Origin of the sequence: Sporosarcina sp. PTS2304 (assembly GCF_003351785.1) — a bacterium.
Classification (GTDB): Bacteria; Bacillota; Bacilli; order Bacillales_A; family Planococcaceae; genus Sporosarcina.
Window position 1 is genome coordinate 3357796 of the sequence record NZ_CP031230.1, and the last position, 21332, is coordinate 3379127.

At 43.3% G+C, this 21332-nt stretch carries 22 protein-coding genes; 20 read left to right on the forward strand and 2 right to left on the reverse strand.

All coding sequences use genetic code 11. The features are described 5' to 3' along the window. Positions 1-47: 47 nt before the first annotated feature. Positions 48-566 (reverse strand): DUF2529 family protein, encoded by a 519-nt coding sequence (locus DV702_RS16150; RefSeq protein WP_114925679.1) that lies wholly within the window; start codon positions 564-566, stop codon positions 48-50. A 492-nt stretch (positions 567-1058) separates the two neighbouring features. Between DV702_RS16150 and DV702_RS16155 the strand changes: the two genes are divergently transcribed. The 7 genes from DV702_RS16155 (at position 1059) to rpmE (ending at position 7395) form a co-directional block, all read left to right on the forward strand. Further along, positions 1059-1427, forward strand: coding sequence for a response regulator (locus DV702_RS16155; RefSeq protein WP_114925680.1), 369 nt, complete (start codon positions 1059-1061; stop codon positions 1425-1427). A gap of 96 nt (positions 1428-1523) precedes the next feature. Further along, a complete protein-coding gene (locus DV702_RS16160) occupies positions 1524-2381 on the forward strand; it encodes a class II fructose-bisphosphate aldolase (RefSeq protein ID WP_114925681.1) in 858 nt (285 codons plus the stop codon). Positions 2382-2471: 90 nt separating this feature from the next. Then, positions 2472-3119 (forward strand): fructose-6-phosphate aldolase, encoded by a 648-nt coding sequence (fsa, locus tag DV702_RS16165; protein WP_114925682.1) that lies wholly within the window; start codon positions 2472-2474, stop codon positions 3117-3119. A 20-nt stretch (positions 3120-3139) separates the two neighbouring features. After that, the gene (locus DV702_RS16170; protein WP_114925683.1) at positions 3140-4417 is read left to right on the forward strand and encodes a UDP-N-acetylglucosamine 1-carboxyvinyltransferase; all 1278 of its coding nucleotides are present in this window, start codon (positions 3140-3142) and stop codon (positions 4415-4417) included. A gap of 135 nt (positions 4418-4552) precedes the next feature. Further along, positions 4553-5518 carry a class II fructose-bisphosphatase gene (gene glpX / locus DV702_RS16175; protein WP_114925684.1) on the forward strand — a complete coding sequence of 322 codons (966 nt, stop codon included), beginning with the start codon at positions 4553-4555 and terminating at the stop codon, positions 5516-5518. Positions 5519-5679: 161 nt separating this feature from the next. Continuing rightward, complete coding sequence (rho, locus tag DV702_RS16180) at positions 5680-6963, forward strand: transcription termination factor Rho (protein WP_114925685.1); 1284 nt, start codon at positions 5680-5682, stop codon at positions 6961-6963. 213 nt (positions 6964-7176) lie between these two features. Further along, positions 7177-7395, forward strand: a complete 219-nt coding sequence (rpmE, locus tag DV702_RS16185) for a 50S ribosomal protein L31 (RefSeq protein WP_114925686.1) — start codon at positions 7177-7179, stop codon at positions 7393-7395. A 50-nt stretch (positions 7396-7445) separates the two neighbouring features. Here the strand turns inward: rpmE and DV702_RS16970 are convergent, their stop codons facing one another. Further along, the gene (locus DV702_RS16970; protein ID WP_162805848.1) at positions 7446-7955 is read right to left on the reverse strand and encodes a hypothetical protein; all 510 of its coding nucleotides are present in this window, start codon (positions 7953-7955) and stop codon (positions 7446-7448) included. Positions 7956-8016: 61 nt separating this feature from the next. On the opposite strand from DV702_RS16970, the gene DV702_RS16190 reads away from it, so the two are divergent. The 13 genes from DV702_RS16190 to wecB all read left to right on the forward strand — a co-directional run bounded on the left by DV702_RS16190 (position 8017) and on the right by wecB (position 20972). Further along, positions 8017-8607, forward strand: a complete 591-nt coding sequence (locus tag DV702_RS16190) for a thymidine kinase (protein WP_114925687.1) — start codon at positions 8017-8019, stop codon at positions 8605-8607. A 98-nt stretch (positions 8608-8705) separates the two neighbouring features. Beyond that, on the forward strand, positions 8706-9782 hold the full coding sequence (gene prfA, locus DV702_RS16195) for a peptide chain release factor 1 (RefSeq protein ID WP_114925688.1): 1077 nt from the start codon (positions 8706-8708) through the stop codon (positions 9780-9782). Continuing rightward, entirely contained in the window at positions 9775-10626 is an 852-nt protein-coding gene (prmC, locus tag DV702_RS16200) for a peptide chain release factor N(5)-glutamine methyltransferase (protein WP_114925689.1), read from the forward strand. The genes prfA and prmC overlap by 8 nt, the downstream gene beginning before the upstream one ends. A 47-nt stretch (positions 10627-10673) precedes the next feature. Next, a complete protein-coding gene (locus DV702_RS16205; protein WP_114925690.1) occupies positions 10674-11237 on the forward strand; it encodes a stage II sporulation protein R in 564 nt (187 codons plus the stop codon). Positions 11238-11297: 60 nt separating this feature from the next. Further along, positions 11298-12329 carry an L-threonylcarbamoyladenylate synthase gene (locus tag DV702_RS16210; RefSeq protein ID WP_205407192.1) on the forward strand — a complete coding sequence of 344 codons (1032 nt, stop codon included), beginning with the start codon at positions 11298-11300 and terminating at the stop codon, positions 12327-12329. A gap of 81 nt (positions 12330-12410) precedes the next feature. Beyond that, positions 12411-12905 (forward strand): manganese efflux pump, encoded by a 495-nt coding sequence (locus DV702_RS16215; protein ID WP_240315744.1) that lies wholly within the window; start codon positions 12411-12413, stop codon positions 12903-12905. Positions 12906-12961: 56 nt separating this feature from the next. After that, on the forward strand, positions 12962-13408 hold the full coding sequence (locus tag DV702_RS16220) for a low molecular weight protein arginine phosphatase (protein WP_114925692.1): 447 nt from the start codon (positions 12962-12964) through the stop codon (positions 13406-13408). After that, on the forward strand, positions 13405-14700 hold the full coding sequence (locus tag DV702_RS16225; RefSeq protein WP_114925693.1) for a methyl-accepting chemotaxis protein: 1296 nt from the start codon (positions 13405-13407) through the stop codon (positions 14698-14700). The genes DV702_RS16220 and DV702_RS16225 overlap by 4 nt, the downstream gene beginning before the upstream one ends. Positions 14701-15999: 1299 nt before the next feature. Continuing rightward, positions 16000-16437: a ribose 5-phosphate isomerase B gene (rpiB, locus tag DV702_RS16230; protein WP_114925694.1), complete on the forward strand. Its 438-nt coding sequence runs from the start codon at positions 16000-16002 to the stop codon at positions 16435-16437. Between the two features lie 21 nt (positions 16438-16458). Next, entirely contained in the window at positions 16459-17004 is a 546-nt protein-coding gene (locus DV702_RS16235) for a TIGR01440 family protein (RefSeq protein WP_205407193.1), read from the forward strand. A 57-nt stretch (positions 17005-17061) separates the two neighbouring features. Continuing rightward, positions 17062-18315 (forward strand): serine hydroxymethyltransferase, encoded by a 1254-nt coding sequence (gene glyA, locus DV702_RS16240; RefSeq protein WP_114925695.1) that lies wholly within the window; start codon positions 17062-17064, stop codon positions 18313-18315. Positions 18316-19209: 894 nt separating this feature from the next. Further along, a complete protein-coding gene (gene upp / locus DV702_RS16250; RefSeq protein ID WP_114925697.1) occupies positions 19210-19839 on the forward strand; it encodes a uracil phosphoribosyltransferase in 630 nt (209 codons plus the stop codon). Positions 19840-19853: 14 nt separating this feature from the next. Further along, positions 19854-20972, forward strand: a complete 1119-nt coding sequence (gene wecB / locus DV702_RS16255) for a non-hydrolyzing UDP-N-acetylglucosamine 2-epimerase (protein WP_114925698.1) — start codon at positions 19854-19856, stop codon at positions 20970-20972. Positions 20973-21332: the final 360 nt, after the last annotated feature.

Genomic DNA, 21332 nt, shown 5'->3' on the forward strand with positions numbered 1-21332 from the left:
TTAAAAGTCGCGACAAGGTGTATTCCTTGTCGCGTTTTTTTATATACTCAGTCTTCGTCTGCAAGCATCTCATCGAGCGATAATTTCACTGCTTCGTAGATAAAAAGAGTAGCCAGTGCATGTGGTTGGACGATTCGCTCGCCTGTTGGACCTGGCAACAACCCTTTTTTTAGACCAGTACTAATATAAGTGAATGCTAACTCTGCAAGTTCATTTGATTCGTCAGCTACACTAGCAGTTACAGCAGCAAAAGGTATGAATTGATCAGCTAATTGCCGTGCGAGAGCCAAGGCGTCAGGGTGATTCGCGTTTCTTGCAAGTATCCATACACGATCTGCTTTTGTCGGCAACAATTCCGCTGTGTAACGAATAGCACCATACAAAGGCTCGGCACCGTGCAGAGCAGTCGCAGTGACAGCTTCCATCTCGTCGAATGAAGCAATCATAATTCGACCTTCCCCAACTAAAGCCTGCGCCAATAAACGTGCGGTTTCATCTATGTTTTCTTCTTGTTCGTCTGCAATTCGCTCCAGTAAACCTCTAATTTGCGTCGTTACTATTTTCATCTCGATCCCTCCGAACACTTAGTATAAAGTAGAAAATAAAGAAGTGCAAAATAGTTAGCAATAAATAGAGGGAATCATACATATATTGCGAATAATATACATGTAATAGGAAAAAAACAAAATATTGGAATGATTTTCGGTATAGACTAATAGCTAGCAAAAAAACTATAAAATGTAAACGCTATCAATTCATTGCTGAAAAAGAGTGTGGCTATAGAAATAAGCTAGTGACGATGACGGATGAATGAAGAGAAGCTGAATTGGAGTGTCTCGCGGCTTGCGCTTCCAGACGATACGCTTTCCGGAGGGGCGCGGCGCCCTCCAGAAAGCGTCCGGTTCTGTAGGGAGAATCCTCACACGCATACTTTTTTTCTGCACTATAAAGGAGAAGTCCCTTACCCTACTTCAATTTCTGGAGAAACACCACCAAGCTTACTATACCTATCGTATTATTCTATTTTAAATAAAAAGAGACTTAATGGGGGAATGAAAATGAAGAAACTATTAATAATTGATGATCAGGCAGGTATTCGACTATTGCTGGATGAGATATTTACGAAATCTGGTATTCAAACCTCACTTGCCGCAAATGGTAAAGAAGGCATAGAACTATTTCAAAAATTTCAACCCGATTGTGTCTTACTGGATATGAAAATGCCTGGCATGAACGGCGTTGACGTACTACGTGAAATTAGAAAGCAACAACCTAAAGCGGTCGTTATGATGATGACCGCCTACAGTGAAATTGAATTAACAGAAGAAGCAGGAAGATTAGGTATCGACCATCATTTCACCAAACCATTTGACATTTTCGAAGTGAGAGACACCATCCTAAATCGGTTGCAGTTACAAGATGTTTGACAGTAGTAATAATGGTTTAGATTTGGTATGCTATAGAGCAGAAAGTGTAATAGAAATACACTAAGTTCGTAGGAATCCCTAAGGAGGAATAATGGTATGCCACTCGTCTCAATGAAAGAAATGATGATTAAAGGGAAACAGCAAGGATATGCAATCGGTCAATTTAATGTGAATAACTTAGAATATGCACAAGCTATTTTACAGGCGGCGGAAGAAGAAAAGTCACCTGTAATTTTAGGTGTTTCAGAAGGGGCTGCTCGCTATATGGGCGGCTTCAATACAGTAGTAATGATGGTGAAAGGTTTGATGAAGGATCTTGGCACGACTGTTCCTGTCGCAATCCACTTAGATCATGGCTCCAGTTTTGAAAAGTGTGAACAGGCAATTGAGGCAGGTTTTACGTCAGTTATGATTGATGCATCTTCTAAGCCGCTTCAAGAAAATATTGAAATCACAAAAAAAGTGGTAGAACTTGCGAAACAGCATAATGTATCTGTAGAAGCGGAACTCGGAGTCGTCGGTGGCCAAGAAGACGATGTGATCGCTGACGGTGTCATCTATGCAGATCCGGCAGAGTGTAAAGAATTAGTTGAGAAAACAGGTATTGACTGCCTGGCTCCTGCACTTGGTTCTGTCCATGGCCCTTATAAAGGCGAGCCAAATTTAGGATTTGAAGAAATGGAAGAAATTTCTAAGCAAGGCGATATTCCACTTGTATTGCATGGCGGTACAGGCATTCCGTTACAAGATATTGAACGTGCAATTTCTTTAGGAACCTCTAAAATTAACGTCAACACGGAAAATCAAATCCAAGGTACACAAGCAGTGCGTGACGTATTAGCAGCCGATGCTGACGTGTATGATCCACGTAAATATTTAACACCTATGCGTGAAGCTATCAAAACAACTGTAATTGGCAAAATGCGTGAATTTGGTAGCTCACAAAAAGCGTAACAAAAAGTATGTAGAATGTGAGGGAGGAGTGAAATACGTCTCCTTCTTTTTCATTGGAAATAAAAAACAATACATCCGGGGGTAATATACTTGAAATTTTTTATAGATACTGCAAACTTTGATGAGATAAAAGAAGCGCATAGCTGGGGAATTATTTCTGGCGTTACGACAAATCCTTCACTCGTCGCAAAAGAAAATATTTCATTCCACGATCGTTTGAAAGAGATTACGGCACTTGTTGCAGGTTCGGTAAGTGCAGAAGTCATCGCACTCGATGCAGAAGGTATGATTGAAGAAGGACGCAAACTAGCAAGTATAGCGAAAAATATTACAGTGAAATTGCCGATGACACCAGAAGGATTGAAAGCTTGTTCGGTATTTGCTGCAGAAGGAATCCAAACAAATGTGACACTTGTTTTTAGTGCAAACCAAGCATTACTGGCAGCACGTGCAGGAGCCACATACGTATCACCGTTCATCGGCCGCTTAGATGACATCGGACAAAATGGTGTAGAGTTAATTGAAACCATTTCTGATATTTTCACAATCCATAATTTGGACACACAAATTATTGCTGCTTCCATCAGACATCCTCAGCATATTACAGCTGCAGCATTAGCTGGCGCTCATATTGCAACGACACCGTTTAATGTGTTGCAAAGCTTATTCGCGCACCCTTTAACAGCTAAAGGAATCGATCAATTTCTAAAAGACTGGGAAACTAGAACGAATAAGTGATGGAACAAAAGGAGATCGACATGGACGTTTACAAAATTAAAGGTGGCAAGCGATTGCAAGGAACGATTAGAGTAAGTGGTGCGAAAAACAGCGCAGTTGCTCTAATTCCAGCAGCAATTTTAGCGGACTCGCCTGTAACAATTGCAGGCCTACCTGAGATTTCAGATGTTTTCACATTACAGGCATTGGTCGAAGAGATCGGTGGGAAAGTAGAGATGAATGACGGTAAGATGACGATTGATCCTTCTGAAATCATTTCTATGCCTCTACCTAATGGCAATGTAAAAAAACTTCGAGCTTCCTACTATATGATGGGTGCGATGTTAGGCAAGTTCGGTCATGCGGTAATTGGTTTACCAGGTGGTTGCCATTTAGGACCTAGACCAATCGACCAGCATATAAAAGGGTTTGAAGCGTTAGGTGCTACTGTTGAAAACGAACACGGTGCCATTTATCTGCGAGCCAATGAATTGCGCGGCGCAAAAATTTATTTGGATGTTGTCAGTGTTGGGGCAACAATCAATATTATGTTGGCTGCAGTTAAAGCTAAAGGTAAAACAATTATAGAGAATGCAGCCAAAGAACCTGAAATTATTGATGTTGCCACGTTGCTATCGAATATGGGTGCGAATATCAAAGGGGCTGGAACGAACGTTATTCGTATTGAAGGTGTGGAAAAGCTCCACGGAACCAAACATACGATTATTCCGGATCGAATTGAAACAGGCACGCATATGATTATGGCAGCAGCAATCGGTGATGGGATTACGATTGATAATGTGATACCACTTCACGTAGAGGCTGTTACAGCAAAATTGCGTGAAATGGGCGTCAAAGTGGAGGTCGGTGTAGAGCAAATCCACATTCCGAAAACGGAAAAGCTTCAAGCGGTAGATGTGAAAACATTAGTTTATCCAGGTTTTCCGACAGATCTTCAGCAACCGTTCGGTGTACTTTCTACACAAGCGGAAGGGTCATCTATTTTAACGGATACGATTTATCCTGCACGTTTCAAACAAATTGACGAACTCCGCCGCATGAATGCAGATGGTAGGGTAGAAGGGCGTTCCGCAATTATTACAGGACCGACTCCTTTACATGCAGCGACTGTAGAAGCAACAGATTTACGTGCAGGTGCGGCGCTATTAATTGCAGGCTTACTTGCGAGTGGAGAAACTGAAATTCAAGAAATTGAGCATATCGAACGCGGGTATGGGAAAATTATTCAGAAGCTTCAAAAGCTCGGAGCGGACATTAGTAAAGTAGAAGGTAAAAAAACTGCCTCTATTTCAGAGTGACGCTAATTGCCAATTCGTGTATAATAGATTCCAACGACACATTCGGAGTGAGAAATTGCTCTAGATGCGAACGTAGGTAAATCGAAAGGTGAAATGCGATTCGTATTTTACCACAAACAGGAGGAACAAAACATTATGGAACGTAGTTTATCAATGGAATTAGTACGTGTGACAGAAGCGGCAGCCGTTGCGGCAGCTCGCTGGATGGGACGCGGTTTGAAAAACGAAGCAGACGACGCTGCAACTGAAGCGATGCGTCAAGTATTCGATACAATCCCAATGGAAGGTGTAGTAGTCATTGGTGAAGGTGAGATGGACGAAGCACCTATGCTTTATATCGGTGAAGAACTAGGAACTGGTCACGGTCCGGCGGTAGATGTTGCAGTCGACCCTTTAGAAGGAACGAATATTGTCGCAGCAGGCGGATGGAACGCGCTGGCAGTTTTAGCGGTAGCTGACAAAGGTAACCTTTTGAATGCCCCTGATATGTATATGGATAAAATTGCAGTAGGTCCTGAAGCGGTTGGTAAAATTAATATCGATGCAACTGTTACAGAAAACTTACATGCAGTAGCCAAAGCAAAAAACAAAGAAGTAGGCGACTTAGTAGCATCTGTCTTAAATCGTGAACGTCATAAAGACATTATTGATGAGATTCGTTCGGCTGGTGCTCGCATTAAGTTAATCAATGATGGCGACGTAGCAGCTGCAATCAATACAGCATTCGATGACACGGGTGTAGATATTTTATTCGGAATGGGCGGCGCTCCTGAAGGGGTCATCGCAGCTGTCGGATTAAAATGTTTAGGTGGAGAGATTCAAGGACGTTTAGTTCCTTCAAATGATGAAGAACGCGAACGTTGCATTAAAATGGGCATCGATGTAGATAAAGTATTGATGATGGACGACTTAGTCAAAGGCGATGACTGTATTTTCGCTGCAACAGGCGTAACAGATGGTGAATTGATGGATGGCGTACAGTTTAAAGGGTCATATTGCCGTACACAATCACTAGTCATGCGCTCTAAGTCGGGTACTATTCGATTTGTAGAAGGTCGCCACAGCATGAAGAAAAAACCTCTTCTCGTTATGCAAGACTAACTCCCACACTACCCGGTGTCACAGCCGGGATTCTATTTCCAAAACTATGAATGATCCATAATGCCAAGTTATAGTAAAAGAAAGGAAGCTGCGTAACGTACTTCCTTTCTATTTAATTTGCACAAAAATCCCTATATTAAAATGAAGAGTGGTGCACACTGATGACGATGATTACCCTGGCAGACCTCGAGAGTATGACGTTGAAGGATCTATACTCCCTTGCGAAGCAGTTTAAAGTCACAAATTATAGTAAGTTAACAAAGAAAGAATTAATCTTTGCTATTTTGAAATCCCGAGCAGAACAAGAAGGCTTCTTTTTCATGGAAGGTGTCTTGGAAATTATCCAATCGGAAGGATATGGCTTCTTACGACCGATCAATTATTCATCTAGTTCAGAAGACATTTACATATCTGCTTCCCAAATTCGCCGTTTTGACTTGCGTAACGGAGATAAAGTAACAGGGAAAGTACGTCCGCCTAAAGAAAATGAACGTTTCTACGGCTTGTTGCAAGTTGAAGCGGTCAACGGCCAAAACCCTGAAGTAGCCCGTGAACGCGTGCATTTTCCTGCCTTGACTCCTCTTTATCCAGATCGTCAAATACGTTTAGAAACAACAAAAAATCGTATTTCTACACGTATTATGGATCTTGTATCGCCTGTCGGATTCGGGCAACGTGGATTAATCGTCGCTCCCCCAAAAGCAGGAAAGACGATGCTGTTAAAAGAAATTGCCAATGCGATAACGACCAATCATCCGGAAGCGGAACTAATCGTTTTGCTAATCGATGAGCGTCCGGAAGAAGTAACTGATATCGAACGTTCAGTGAATGCGGATGTAGTGAGCTCAACATTTGATGAAGTCCCACAAAACCACGTGAAAGTTGCGGAACTTGTACTTGAACGTGCGATGCGTCTAGTGGAGCATAAACGTGATGTCATTATTTTAATGGACTCTATAACTCGACTGGCTCGTGCATTTAACTTAGTAATTCCGCCAAGTGGACGGACGTTATCCGGAGGGATTGACCCGGCAGCATTCCACCGTCCGAAACGATTCTTCGGTGCAGCGCGTAATCTTGAAGAAGGCGGTAGCTTAACTATTTTGGCGACTGCTTTGATTGAAACAGGCTCACGCATGGACGAAGTAATTTACGAAGAGTTTAAAGGAACGGGTAATATGGAACTTCATCTAGACCGCAGTCTTGCAGAGCGCCGAATTTTTCCAGCGATGGACATTCGCCGTTCTGGTACGAGAAAAGAAGACCTTCTCATTCCGGCGGATAAACTTGAAAAACTATGGGCTATTAGAAAAACATTTTCTGACGCGCCGGACTTCGCAGAACGCTTCCTGCGAAAACTTCGTCAATCTGAAAATAATGAAGAATTTTTTGATAAGCTAAACGAAGAAATGAAAGCACACCGTAAAGGCAAAGGGTTGATTTAACAAGGCGGTAGCCAATAAAAATGCGAATCAAACAGTTGCACAATACGTATGATTTTGCTATACTGTTCAAGTACGGTTTTTCCGTGCACTGCATATGCGGCTGACACAAACGGGCCGTGTAAGGCATCGATCCGTTTTATTGACAACTGGTCAATAAAACACCCGAAATTTATACTCTGTTCCAGATGGTTCAGGGCGAGAGGAGAGAGACCGATGAAAGCAGGAATTCATCCTAATTACAAAGTTGCAAATGTAACTTGCTCATGTGGCAATAAATTTGAAACAGGTTCTGTAAAAGAAGACATTCGCGTAGAAGTATGTTCAGAATGTCATCCATTCTACACAGGACGTCAGAAGTTTGCTACAGCAGACGGCCGTGTTGACCGTTTCAACAAAAAATACGGCATCAAGGTTGAACAAGAACAAGAGTAATCAAATGCCAGATACCCGTCAGGTGCAGTCGTGCCAGACGGGTATTTTTATCATGAAGTATAATAGGTCGCGTGCGTGATATTGCGCTCATAGAACATGATGTAGCGCTCATAGACTGTGGTGTTGCGCTCATAGAACCTGGAGTAGCGCTCATAGACTGAGATGTAGCGCTCATAGACCGAGTAGTTGCGCTCATAGACCGAGGAGTAGCGCTCATAGACCGAGATGTAGCGCTCATAGATCGAGTAGTAGCGCTCATAGACCGAGGAATAACGCTCATAGACCGTGGTGTTGCGCTCATAGAACCTGGAGTAGCGCTCATAGATCGAGTAGTAGCGCTCATAGAACCTGGAGTAGCGCTCATAGACCGTGGTGTAGCGCTCATAGAACCTGGAGTAGCGCTCATAGACCGAGGAGTAGCGCTCATAGATCGAGGAGTAGCGCTCATAGACCGTGGAATAACGCTCATAGACCGAGGTGTAGCGCTCATAGACCGAGTAGTAACGCTCATAGACCGAGGTGTAGCGCTCATAGACCGAGGTGTAGCGCTCATAGAACATGGTGTAGCGCTCATAAAAACAAAAAACATATACATAACACGACAGCGAAAGGAGATTGAACATGTACGTTTCAATGCAAGGCGGCTGGATGGAAGTCATCTGCGGCAGTATGTTTTCAGGTAAATCGGAGGAGTTAATTCGTCGGATCCGTCGAGCAGAATTTGCAAAGCAGAAGATCGCGGTATTCAAACCGGCAATTGACGACCGATATAGTGAGGAAGCGGTAGTCAGTCACGATGGCACATCTATGATTGCCAATCCTATTCGTAAAGCTTGTGAAATACCTAATCTTGTATCAGATGATTTCGATGTGGTCGCTATTGATGAAGCGCAGTTTTTCGATGAAGAAATACTCGAAGTGGCGATTAGCTTAGCGGATCGCGGATTTCGTGTCATTGTCGCAGGACTCGATCAAGACTTCAGAGGAGAACCTTTTGGACCGATGCCTCAATTGATGGCTGTTGCGGAACTTGTGACAAAACTGCAAGCGGTTTGTACAGTTTGTGGATCTCCTTCAAGTCGTACTCAACGTTTAATCAATGGACAACCTGCTCGCTATGATGATCCGATTATTTTAGTAGGAGCTTCAGAAGCTTATGAACCACGTTGTCGATTACATCACGAAGTGCCGGTAAATGCGCACGTCAAATAATACACTGTGCCGTCTATCCATCAGCTTGAAAGGATAGGCGGTTCTGCTATACACAAATTTTCATGGAAAACAAACATATTAGAAGAGGTGAAATCATTATGTTCGATAGACTGCAAGCAGTAGAGGATCGTTATGATCGGCTCAATGAATTACTCAGTGATCCCGAAATCGTCAATGACTTGGATAAATTACGCACATACTCAAAAGAACAATCTGACCTTCAAGAAACCGTGGAAGTATATCGCGAATATAAAGAAGTTCAAGCTCAATATAAAAGCGCAAAAGAGATGCAAGAAGAACATTTGGATGAGGAAATGAAAGAACTCGTGAAAATGGAAATTGACGAGTTGGAAGAGCGCATCGAGTCATTAGAAGAACAGTTAAAAGTTCTGCTCATCCCGAAAGACCCGAATGATAATAAAAGCGTCATTATGGAAATTCGTGGCGCAGCGGGTGGAGACGAAGCGGCTCTATTCGCAGGAAGTCTATATCGCATGTACACAAGGTACGCCGAAGCGAATCATTGGAAAGTAGAAGTGCTGGATTCTTCGCCGACTGAACTTGGTGGTTTTAAAGAGATCATTTTTATGATTGATGGAACGGGTGCGTACTCAAAATTGAAATATGAAAATGGAGCGCATCGAGTGCAGCGTGTACCAGAAACGGAGTCGGGTGGACGGACGCATACATCTACAGCAACAGTCGCTTGTTTGCCTGAAACAGAAGAAGTGGAAATCGAAATTCATGAAAAAGATATTCGCACAGATACGTTTGCTTCGTCAGGACCAGGAGGACAATCGGTTAATACGACGATGTCTGCCGTTCGACTCACGCATTTACCAACGGGTATCACAGTATCTATTCAAGATGAAAAATCTCAAATTAAAAATAAAGAAAAAGCAATGAAAGTATTACGTGCGCGTGTGAATGATAAGTTTATGCAAGAAGCGCAAGCGGAGTATGATGAAAAGAGAAAGTCAGCAGTTGGTTCAGGTGATCGTTCTGAGCGAATCCGCACATATAACTTCCCGCAAAATCGCGTCACCGATCATCGAATAGGGCTCACGATTCAGAAGCTCGATCAAATCATCGAAGGGAAATTAGATGAAGTCATCAATGCATTGATTATTGAAGAACAAGCACATCGTTTAGAAAGTTTGGATCGAAATGACTGAGACGATTTTAGAATCAGTCAGACGGGCAGAGCAGATTTTAGACGCCCGCGGACTGGAAACTAGAACGGCTGAAATGGCGATGCTTGCTGTAACAGGGAAAAGCCGAGCGAATTACTTAGCTAGTTTGCAAGAACACCTTCCGCTAGAACCTTGCACGTTATTTTGGTCATATATAACCGAACTCGTTACAGGAAAGCCGATTCAATACATTTTAGGCGAAGAATCATTTTATGGTCTTTCATTTGAAGTGAATGAACATGTGTTAATCCCCCGACCAGAGACGGAAGAATTGGTTTATTATGCGATCGAACGGGCGAGTAGGATGTTTGGTGATGAAAAGATTCAAATGGCTGACATCGGAACGGGCAGCGGAGCAATTGCTTTAGCATTTAAAACAGAATATCCGCAAGCAGAAGTGACGGCGACTGATTATAGTGAAAAAGCACTTGAAGTCGCAAAACGTAATGCAGAAAGAAATCGCGTCGATATTACATTCTTACAAGGAGATATGGAAGAACCGCTCGAACAAAGAAAGTGGGATATTATTTTATCCAATCCTCCTTATATCGCACCTTACGAGAAAGACCAAATGTCGGCAACTGTCTATGACTTTGAGCCGGAGTCTGCTTTATTTGCAGAGGAAGACGGATTGTATTTTTACCGCAGACTCGCTGAAAAATTACCGTCTTTAATGAATCGACCGGCACTCATTGGATTCGAAATAGGTTATCAACAAGGGGAAATGGTGCGGCAATATCTCCAAAAATCCTTCCCGGACGCAAAAGTAGAAGTTGTGCAAGATATCAATAAAAAGGATCGAATGATATTTTGTGAGATTCGATGAATAAAATATCCTCCTGCGGGTCATGATAGAGTGCAGGAGGGGATGACATGTTACAAGATTATCCAATTACACAACAACCAGCGAAGATATCGAAACTAGTAGCTTTTATAGAATTTGTACTCGTATTACTTGCGATCCAAAGTGTTCTATTATTATTCAGTCAAGAAGTGCCGACAAGTGAAGCGGCACAATTTCGAATTCTAGCAAACTCCAATACAGCAGCCGATCAACAAATGAAACTACAAGTTCAAACGGCTATTGCCCCATTACTAGAACAAGCGCTGAATCAAACGCCCACTAAACAAATAAATGAGCAATTACTAGTATTGAAGCCGCAAATTATTGAGCGTGCCCGTCAACAAGCGAATGGATTACCTATTACGTTTGAACATAGCGCTGCGTTAATTCCGCCGAAAAGAATCGGCTTTGCGATCCAGCAACAAGGTGTCTATGATGCGTATATTTTGAAAATAGGCAGAGGAAAAGGGGATAATTGGTGGTGTGCATTATTCCCGAATGTTTGTTTTCCAGAAGAAGCAACAGTAGCTGAAACAGAAGAAGAACCTGTTACATTTTTCATTTGGGAGTGGATAAAATCATGGTTCTCATAAAACTATTCACAGTTTTTGTGGATAATTCATAGGGAATGTGTATAAGAAGGAGTTGAGAACGTGAAGACGATGAAGGAAATAGTGGATAACACTGTTGGTAAAGAGGAAAGCTATACACAGGCTGTGGATATTCTTAAGTCTGGAGGGGTTGTTGCATTTCCGACTGAAACAGTTTATGGTCTCGGAGCTGTCGCAACAGATGAAAAAGCAGTGCAGCGGATATTTGAAGCGAAAGGAAGACCGGCTGATAATCCGTTGATTGTACATATTGGAAGAAAACAAGATGTTGCGCAGTACGTGGCTGACGTTCCCAAAGTGGCGGAAGTTCTAATGGAAGAATTTTGGCCCGGCCCACTAACGTTAGTGATGGAGAAAAAGCCGGGAGTCATTGCTGAAACGGTGACAGCGGGGATGCATACGGTTGCGATTCGTATGCCGGATCATCCGGTAGCTCTGCAATTATTACAAAAACTGAAATTGCCATTAGCCGCGCCGAGTGCCAACCGAAGTGGAAAGCCAAGTCCGACTGAAGCTGAACACGTGTATCATGATTTAATGGGAAAAATTCCATTAATCTTAGACGGCGGCGCTACGGGTATTGGTGTAGAATCTACCGTTTTGGACGTTACTGTCACACCGCCAGTTATTTTACGTCCGGGCGGCATATCTAAAGAGCAGATAGAAGAACTCATTGGTACAGTGCATGTAGCTACCAAACCAGAAGACGAAATTCAAACACCCCGTGCACCAGGGATGAAATATACACATTACGCGCCCGATGCACCGTTATTCGTAATCGAGCCAAATCTTGCAGTCATAGAACATGCGTTAGATCATATTCATCAACAGAAAAAGCGTGCAGCTATTATTGGACCTGATGAGTTATACACAGAGAAAGCAGACTGGTACTTTTCAACAGGTTCAATCGACAGTCAAGAATCGTTGGCTACCAATCTATATAGAGCGATTCGTCAATGCGATACAACAGACGCGGATATGATTTTAGCGATAGAAACGGATCTTTCAGGCATCGGTGCCGCTGTTATGAACCGACTAGAAAAAGCTTCGGATGGAAAACGATTTTCCGAATGAAATAATCTATGAATAGCCCCCTTAAGCAATCGCATAAGATGACTAGATGCGAACTGCGAGGGGGCTTATTCATTGATCGAAATGATAGCAGCGATTATTACGACAATCGATATACTCATTGTCTACACAGTTCTTAGAATTCGTCGCGGCAGACTAATGATTGTACTGTGGACTACCATTTTAAATATGCTATTTCCACTAATCGGTTTTTACATGGGAGAGCTGGCTATTCAGTACTTCGACGGATGGAGTCAACTATTATCGGGTGTCTTGCTCAGTTTCATTGGTCTACACATTCTATTAGATGATGGAACACGTCCTTCTATGATAAAAATGATTTCCCCGTTCTTTTTAGCGCTACTTGTCAGTATGGATGCTTTTACGGTAAGTGTTACATTTGGTATGATGCAATTAAATAAATGGTTGTTTATTTTTGTGTCTGGTTTCTTTTCTTTCTTTTTTTCAAGTATCGCATTAGTATTTTCAGGACGTTTCCGTTTAATCCATGGAAAGTATATTAGGTATGTAACAGGTATTGCTTTCATTGTCATAGGTGTATTGTCCCTTGTGATGTAAAGAAAGATGTATCTTTTCTCTTATAATTCCGTTATTCTGTAAAGTAGGTGAGAAAAATGAATATTTACTTTATTTGTACAGGAAATACGTGTAGAAGTCCGTTAGCTGAAGCGATCGTAAATCATGCGGACGTTTCAGGTGTTCAAGCGAAGTCTGCCGGAATCCACGCAATGGATGGAATGCCGATTTCAGTAAACTCCGCACAACTATTGAGAGAAGCCGATATGGCATACAAAAAATTCTCAAATGAATTAAAACGATCGGATATGCAGTGGGCGGACATAATTTTAACTATGACCAAAAGCCACCGTGATTTTCTGCATGGTGCATTTCCAGAAATGAAAGAAAAAGTGTTTACATTAAAAGAATATCGCGGAACATCGTATAATCTAGACGTTCATGATCCGTATGGAGGCGACTTGTCAACATATCGCACGACATTCAATGAGCTGACAGAACTCATTTATCCGATGATCCAGCAGCTTGCGGAGGAGAAGCGATGACAGAAAGAAAGAAGAAAGTAGGTTTGCGTAAGAAACTTGTTTTATTTGTCGTGATTTTAGCAGTCATCACCTATACGACTAGCGCAATCTTCATTAATTGGGTGCAACCTACGTTCTTCCCAGACGTTCGACCATTTGTTTTTGAGTTAATTACGTATGCGATGGGTGTCATGTGGTCAGGAATTCTAGCAGCCTTATTTAGTGTTATCTTAACTAAACCGTTACAGCGTTTGGAAACGGCTGCGATGAAAGTGGCGGATGGTAAGATCGGATCGGACATACAATTACCGAATTCCTCCGATGAAATCCATTCGGTATCTCAGGCTTTCCAACAAGTAGTTATTAATTTGCGCAGTATCATCGAACAAATTGAAGCGAACTTTCAAGCGACGGTGGAGTGTGTAGACTCATTGACGAAAGAAACGGCAGCAGCTTCCGGACAGTCTGACGCAATTGCGCGTACGATCGAAGAAATTTCGAGCGGAGCGGAAACTACTTCTAACGCAATTAAAAAAACGGCTCAGGCGATTGAGGACGTCCGACAATTAGCGACTGAAGTAAATAGTCGGGCAGGCCAGTCTTCTGAACAATCTAAAGCGATGTTACGTGAATTACACATAACGACTGAAGTTTTTCAATCTGTATTAGCAGGCATCCATCAAATGACAGCCCAAAGCGAACAAGCATTGGATACGATACAGGAATTAGATGAGAATGCACATAAAATCGGTGAAATCGTCGAACTGGTAGGGAGCATTGCAGGGCAGACGAATCTCCTTGCACTCAATGCCTCGATCGAAGCTGCCCGTGCAGGCGAACATGGAAAAGGATTTGCGGTAGTGGCGGAAGAAGTGCGTAATCTAGCAGACGAAAGTGCCAATGCGGTGCAAATGATTTCTTCTCTCGTCAAAAGCATTCAAGAAAATGTGGAAAAAGTCGTCTCCGAAATGAAGCATCAAGTGCAAACAGCATCGGCTGAAGCAAAGCGGGCGACTGAAACAAATGCGAATGTGGAATCCATGACCGTCATCATTCATGCGGTCGTTGAATCTGTAGAAGAAATTACTCAAATCGTCAGCCGACAACTGCAAACGATCGAACATACTGCGGTACAGTCCATAGAAGTCGCAACCATCGCAGAACAAACATCAGCAGGCGCCGAAGAAGTACAAGCCGCCACCGAAGAACAAGTAGCTTCGATAGAGCAGACGAACGAAAAAGCTCTTGAACTTCAAGCGCAGTCCGAGCAGTTATACAAAGTCATCCGAAGATTTGACCGGTCTGCTGATTGAATACAAAAATCCCCGCTGATTAAGTGGGGATTTTGTGTTGGGCTAGTGCAGGACTACCTAGTGTCGTTTCTGATGTTGAAGGTGATCGGTTCACTGTAGTCACTGCGACGCTGGCGGATGGCTCTCGCGATGAGCCAGAAAAGAAGATCGCTTTTCCGTCTCGTCGCTCCGCTCCGCCTACCGCTTGTGAGGCGCCTTCGTTTAGTGAGGGCAGGTACAAATCGTAGTTCACTGTAGTTTGTGAAAGATTTGGGCTAATGTAAGACTACCTAGTGTCGTTCCTGAATTTTGAAGGTGATCGGTTCATTGAATTCACTGCGGCGCTGGCGGATGGCTCCCGCGATGAGCCAGAAAAGAAGATCGCTTTTCCGTCTCATCGCTCCGCCTACCGCTTGTGAGGCGCCTTCGTTTAGTGAGGATAGTTACTAAATTGTAGTTCACTGTAGTTTGTGAAAGATTTGGGCTAGTGTAAGACTACCTAGTGTCGTTCCTGAATTTTGAAGGTGATCGGTTCATTGTAGTCACTGCGGCGCTGGCGGATGGCTCCCGCGATGAGCCAGAAAAGAAGATCGCTTTTCCGTCTCGTCGCTCCGCCTACCGCTTGTGAGGCGCCTTCGTTTAGTGAGGATAGTTACTAAATTGTAGTTCACTGTAGTCGATAACTATCTTTTTACTTAATATGGTCACCACACTTTATAACCTGTCCGTACTAGCGAAGAAGCAACTGCGGGGTCAGCCGAAGCTATGAGACAACTAGCAGTGTTTTCCTGCTAGCTGGCTCATAGCGAAAGGCAATCCCCCACGCGCCGAAGCGGCTACTGAAAGCAGAACCCTCACTAAATCTAGAACCGAAAAAAGTGTCGCGTCACGTTCCAACTCCAACTGCTTTAACAAAGTAAAGAAACTATCACAATTAACCTGTCCGTACTAGCGAAGAAGCAACTGCGGGGTCAGCCGAAGCTATGAGACAACTAGCAGCTAAGCTAGCTGGCTCATAGCGAAAGGCAATCCCCCACGCGCCGAAGCGGCTACTGAAAGCAGAACCCTCACTAAATCTAGAACCCGAAACAAAATCGTGTCACGTTCAAACACAAACTCCCTTCACTAACTAAGAAACCACCTAAAAAGCATACAGAAAGACGGACGTTAGACAAGCGTTATCTATATAACATTCGTCTTTGTGACAAATCTACATACTAAAAAAATCAAAAAATCAAAAACAAAGCAGTAAAACCGATGATTTTTTTATCGAATGGTGGTAGAATAGGCGATAAGTAAAAATAGAAAAGAGGGTGCGCAGTGAAAGTTGCAATTTCTTCAGACCACGGAGGCAATAATCTCCGCAAAGAAATTACCAATCTATTGAAAGAACTCGACATAGAATACGTAGACTATGGCCCCGATTCAGACGCCTCTGTAGACTATCCTGACTACGCGTTGCCAGTAGCTAGTGACGTCGCAGAAGGAAAAGTAGAACGCGGCATTTTAATTTGCGGGACTGGCATTGGCATGTCAATTGCCGCCAACAAAGTAAAAGGAATTCGCTGTGCACTCGTACATGACGTATTCAGTGCAAAAGCTACACGCGAACATAACAACTCAAACATCATCGCAATGGGTGAACGTGTCATCGGTGCGGGACTTGCACGCGAAATCGTCAGTACATGGTTAGCAACTGACTTTGAAGGCGGCCGTCATGAACGTCGTATCGAAAAAATGATGGACTTGGAAAAGTAATACAGAAAGGTTGTGCAACCAGTGGACGCTATAGCATTATGGAAACTGCAACTTGAACAAGCACTAACTGAATTTGCGCAGCAAGCACCACCTGCAAAAGGAACGATCTTTATCGTAGGTTGCTCCACTTCAGAAGTAGCGGGTGCGCGTATCGGTACGAGTGGGGCGCTTGAAATTGGTGAAGCTTTATTCGGACCACTTCAGAAATTTGCAGAACAACATGACATCCACCTCGCATTTCAAGGGTGTGAACATATTAACCGCGCCGTGACACTCGAACGGCAAACGGCTGAGAAATTTCAATTAGAGCCTGTTTCCGTCGTTCCTGTTTTTAAAGCGGGGGGGTCCATGTCCACTTACGCTTACAATCAATTCAAAGATCCTGTCGTGGTGGAAGCAGTTCGTGCCAATGCAGGAATTGATATTGGGCAAACGTTAATCGGTATGCAGATGAAGCCAGTCGTAGTACCTATTCGAACTTCTATCAAACAAGTCGGTGAAGCAATTATTACACTAGCGACTACTCGTCCTAAATTGATTGGCGGAAGTCGTGCGCACTACGAATAAAATAGGTATAATACAATAAAACATAAATATTACTAGAAAAAAAGGGGATATTATCTAATGGACTTAAGTAACGTAAAGCGCGATGACTCAGCTGTATTTGAAGCAATTATGGCAGAAAAAGGTCGTCAAAACTCAAACATCGAACTAATTGCATCGGAAAACTTTGTAACGGAAGCGGTAATGGAAGCACAAGGATCATACCTTACAAATAAATACGCTGAAGGTTACCCAGGACGTCGTTACTACGGTGGATGCGAACATGTCGATGTAGTAGAAGATCTTGCGCGCGATCGTGTAAAAGAACTATTCGGTGCAGCATACGCAAACGTTCAACCGCATTCAGGTGCACAAGCGAATATGGCAGTTTATTTCACTGCACTGGAACCGGGCGACACGGTCCTTGGTATGAACCTATCCCACGGTGGTCACTTGACACACGGTTCACCAGTAAACTTCTCCGGCATTCTATATAACTTTGTGGAATACGGTGTGACAAAAGACGAAGAAGTGATCGATTACGAAGATGTTCGTCAAAAAGCATTAGAGCATAAGCCTAAAATGATCGTAGCTGGGGCGAGTGCATACCCACGTGAAATCGACTTCGCTAAATTCCGTGAAATCGCGGATGAAGTAGGAGCATACTTAATGGTAGATATGGCGCACATCGCAGGTTTTGTTGCTTCAGGCGAGCACCCGAACCCAGTACCACACGCACATTTCATTACATCTACAACACATAAAACATTACGTGGTCCACGCGGTGGTTTGATTTTATTAAATGAAGAGACAGCTGAAGAATTCGGTCGCAAAATCGATAAAACAGTATTCCCGGGTGTGCAAGGTGGTCCGTTGATGCACGTGATCGCTGCTAAAGCAGTAGCATTCAAAGAAGCATTGCAACCGGAATTTAAAGAATACGCTCAACAAGTGAAGAAAAATGCAAGAGCTCTAGCACAAAAGTTAAATGAAGAAGGAATTGAAGTAGTTTCAGGTGGTACGGATAACCATATCGTACTAGTGAAATTGAAGTCATTGAACCTAACTGGAAAAGTAGCAGAGCACGTACTAGACGAAATCGGTATTACAGTAAACAAAAACACAGTACCGTTCGACACAGAAGGACCATTCGTCACTTCAGGTATTCGTATCGGTACACCAGCTGTTACGACACGTGGATTCAAAGAAGAGGATATGGTGGAAGTCGGCCGTATTATCGCAAATCTATTGAAAAATCACGAAGACGAAACGGCTAAAGCAGAAGCGCGCAAAGCAGTTACTGCTCTTACAGATCAACATCCACTATACGCATAAAAATAAAACACCTGACAACATGTCGGGTGTTTTTTTTTGTCGGGAAATCAGTTGGTGTTCGTCCAGAAGTTAGAGTGGGGTAAGTGACTCTTCTATCTTAGTGCAGAAAAAATAGTGTACGTGTTAGGATTCTCCCTCCAGAACCGGACGCTTTCCTGAGGGTGCGCGGCGGACTCGCCAGAAGTGCATTGGCGATTACGCCTGTCGCACTGATCCTCCAGGAGTCGCCGGTTCTTCCGGGAGAATCCTTGACTTTGTGTCGGGAAGCCAGTTCGTGTTTGTCCAGAAATAGAGTATGGTAAGCTCTACTTCCTCAACAGTGTGGGTGAAGCTTTGGATTGCCAGATTGAATACATATAGAGTCATTGCTTTTTCCACGCAGTTCATCGAAACAGTTATAGTAGCTAGCCACACTTCACCGCTTTTTAACTTCAAAAACGGTAGCATTGTATCAGACAAGTCTACTTACTTGGTCTTTCATCCCCTACAAAGAGTGATCAACCTGTCTTGCCTACACAAAGTATGGCTGGAGCTGGAAGGCGATCGACTCCGGGAGGATCAGGACGACAGGTGTAACTCGCAGCGCACTTTTGCGAGGTCCACCGCGTCCCCTCCGGAAAGCGTATCGTCTGGAAGCGCAAGCCGCAAGACTCTTCAATTCAGCCTTGCCCCATCTAATAAACAAACATAAAGTACCTGACAAGCCCACGTAGTCTTCACCCCCTACAAAGAACTATTTAACTGTCTTGTATACACAAAGTACGGTCTGGAAGCGCAAGCCGCAAGACATTCCAAGTCAGCCTCATTCCATCCAATCACCATAGTCACTTCGCGTATGACTATCGCTGAATATCTGTTATAATGTACAAGATATTCCGAAAAGGAGCGATACGAATGGGAAAAGTACATGTATTTGATCATCCATTAATCCAGCACAAACTGACATTTATACGTAAAGCCGATACAGGAACGAAAGAATTTCGCGAACTCGTAAACGAACTAGCGACACTAATGGCTTTCGAAATCACACGCGATCTTCCAACACAAGAAATTACGATCCAGACACCAGTCTGCGAAGCGAAATCCCGTATCTTAGCCGGAAAAAAACTAGGAATTGTTCCTATCCTGCGTGCAGGAATCGGTATGGTGGATGGCATTATCGATTTAATCCCGGCAGCAAAAGTAGGACATGTCGGATTATTCCGCGACCCCGAAACATTACAACCTGTCGAATATTTCGTGAAGCTACCTTCTGACGTATCCGAACGTGAATTCATCGTAGTAGATCCGATGCTTGCGACAGGCGGTACAGCGGTTGAAGCGATCAACTCCATGAAAAAGCGTGGAGCTGTTAACATTAAGTTTATGTGCCTAGTCGCTGCACCGGAAGGCGTAAAAGTCCTAACGGAAGCACATCCTGATGTAGACGTCTACATTGCAGCGCTTGACGAGAAATTGGACGAACACGGCTATATCGTGCCTGGACTTGGAGATGCGGGCGACCGTTTATTTGGCACGAAGTAATGGAGGGAAAATCATTGACTAAGAAATGGAAAGTGATGACGATTTTCGGTACAAGACCGGAAGCGATAAAAATGGCTCCGCTCGTACTGGAACTGGAAAAACATCCTGATCAAATCGAGTCAATCGTCACCGTCACTGCGCAACATCGTGAAATGCTCGATCAAGTGTTGGAAACATTCAACATCACACCAGATTATGACTTAAATATTATGAAAAACCGTCAAACATTGATCGATGTAGCAACACGGGGCCTTGAAGGATTGGATAAGATTATGAAAGAATCAAAACCCGACATCGTGCTCGTGCATGGCGATACAGCAACGACGTTTATCGGAAGTTTAGCAGCATTTTACAATCAGATCGCGGTAGGTCATGTGGAAGCGGGGCTGCGGACGTGGAATAAATATTCCCCATACCCTGAAGAGATGAACCGGCAACTAACAGGCGTCATCGCGGATCTTCATTTTTCACCGACGGAAAAATCGGCACAGAATTTATTAAATGAAGGAAAAAATGCAGAACGAATCTTCGTGACGGGAAATACTGCAATCGATGCGTTGCAGACGACAGTAGATCCGACATATCATCACCCAATGTTTGATCAGCTCGGTGAAGATCGCTTAATTTTACTGACTGCTCATCGACGTGAAAATCTTGGCGAGCCGATGCGTAATATGTTCCGTGCGATTAACCGATTACTCGATAAATATGAAGATATTCAAGTCATTTATCCTGTTCATATGAATCCTGCGGTGCGTGAAGTGGCGGATGAATTGCTTGGGGACAATGAACGTGTACATTTAATCGAACCTCTAGAAGTATTAGATTTTCATAACTTCGCAGCGCGTTCGCATATTATTCTTACAGATTCTGGCGGCATTCAAGAGGAAGCTCCGTCTCTTGGAAAACCGGTGATCGTACTAAGAGATACGACAGAACGCCCTGAAGGTATCGAATCAGGAACATTACGGTTGGCAGGAACGGAAGAAGAAACGATCTTCCGTCTAACTGACACGTTATTATCCGATCCTGCTGAATACGAAAAAATGTCCAAAGCGCATAATCCCTATGGTGACGGACATGCCTCAGAACGCATTGTAGAGTCGCTACTAAAACACTTGCCTTTACTGTAACTAAAAAAACAGCAAATGACTTCATCGTCGTTTGCTGTTTTTGGGTTCTATATAATAGAAAGAAACTATACTCTTTTACGCATGCCAATTATATGTGTATAAATCATTCATTTAAAAGCAAGTTAGACGATAGAAATAAGCGAACGACTTTGGATGGAGTGAGGCTGCCTTGGAATATCTTGTGGCTTGCGCTTCCAGACGATACACTTTCCAGAGGGGACGGCCGCGTCCCCTCTGGAAAGCGTCCGGTTTCTCTCGGGAGAATCCTAACACGTACACTACTTTGCTACACCACATTGGAGAAGTCACTTATCCTACTCCTATTTTTATAAAAAAGTATCAAATAAACTGTGAAAAACA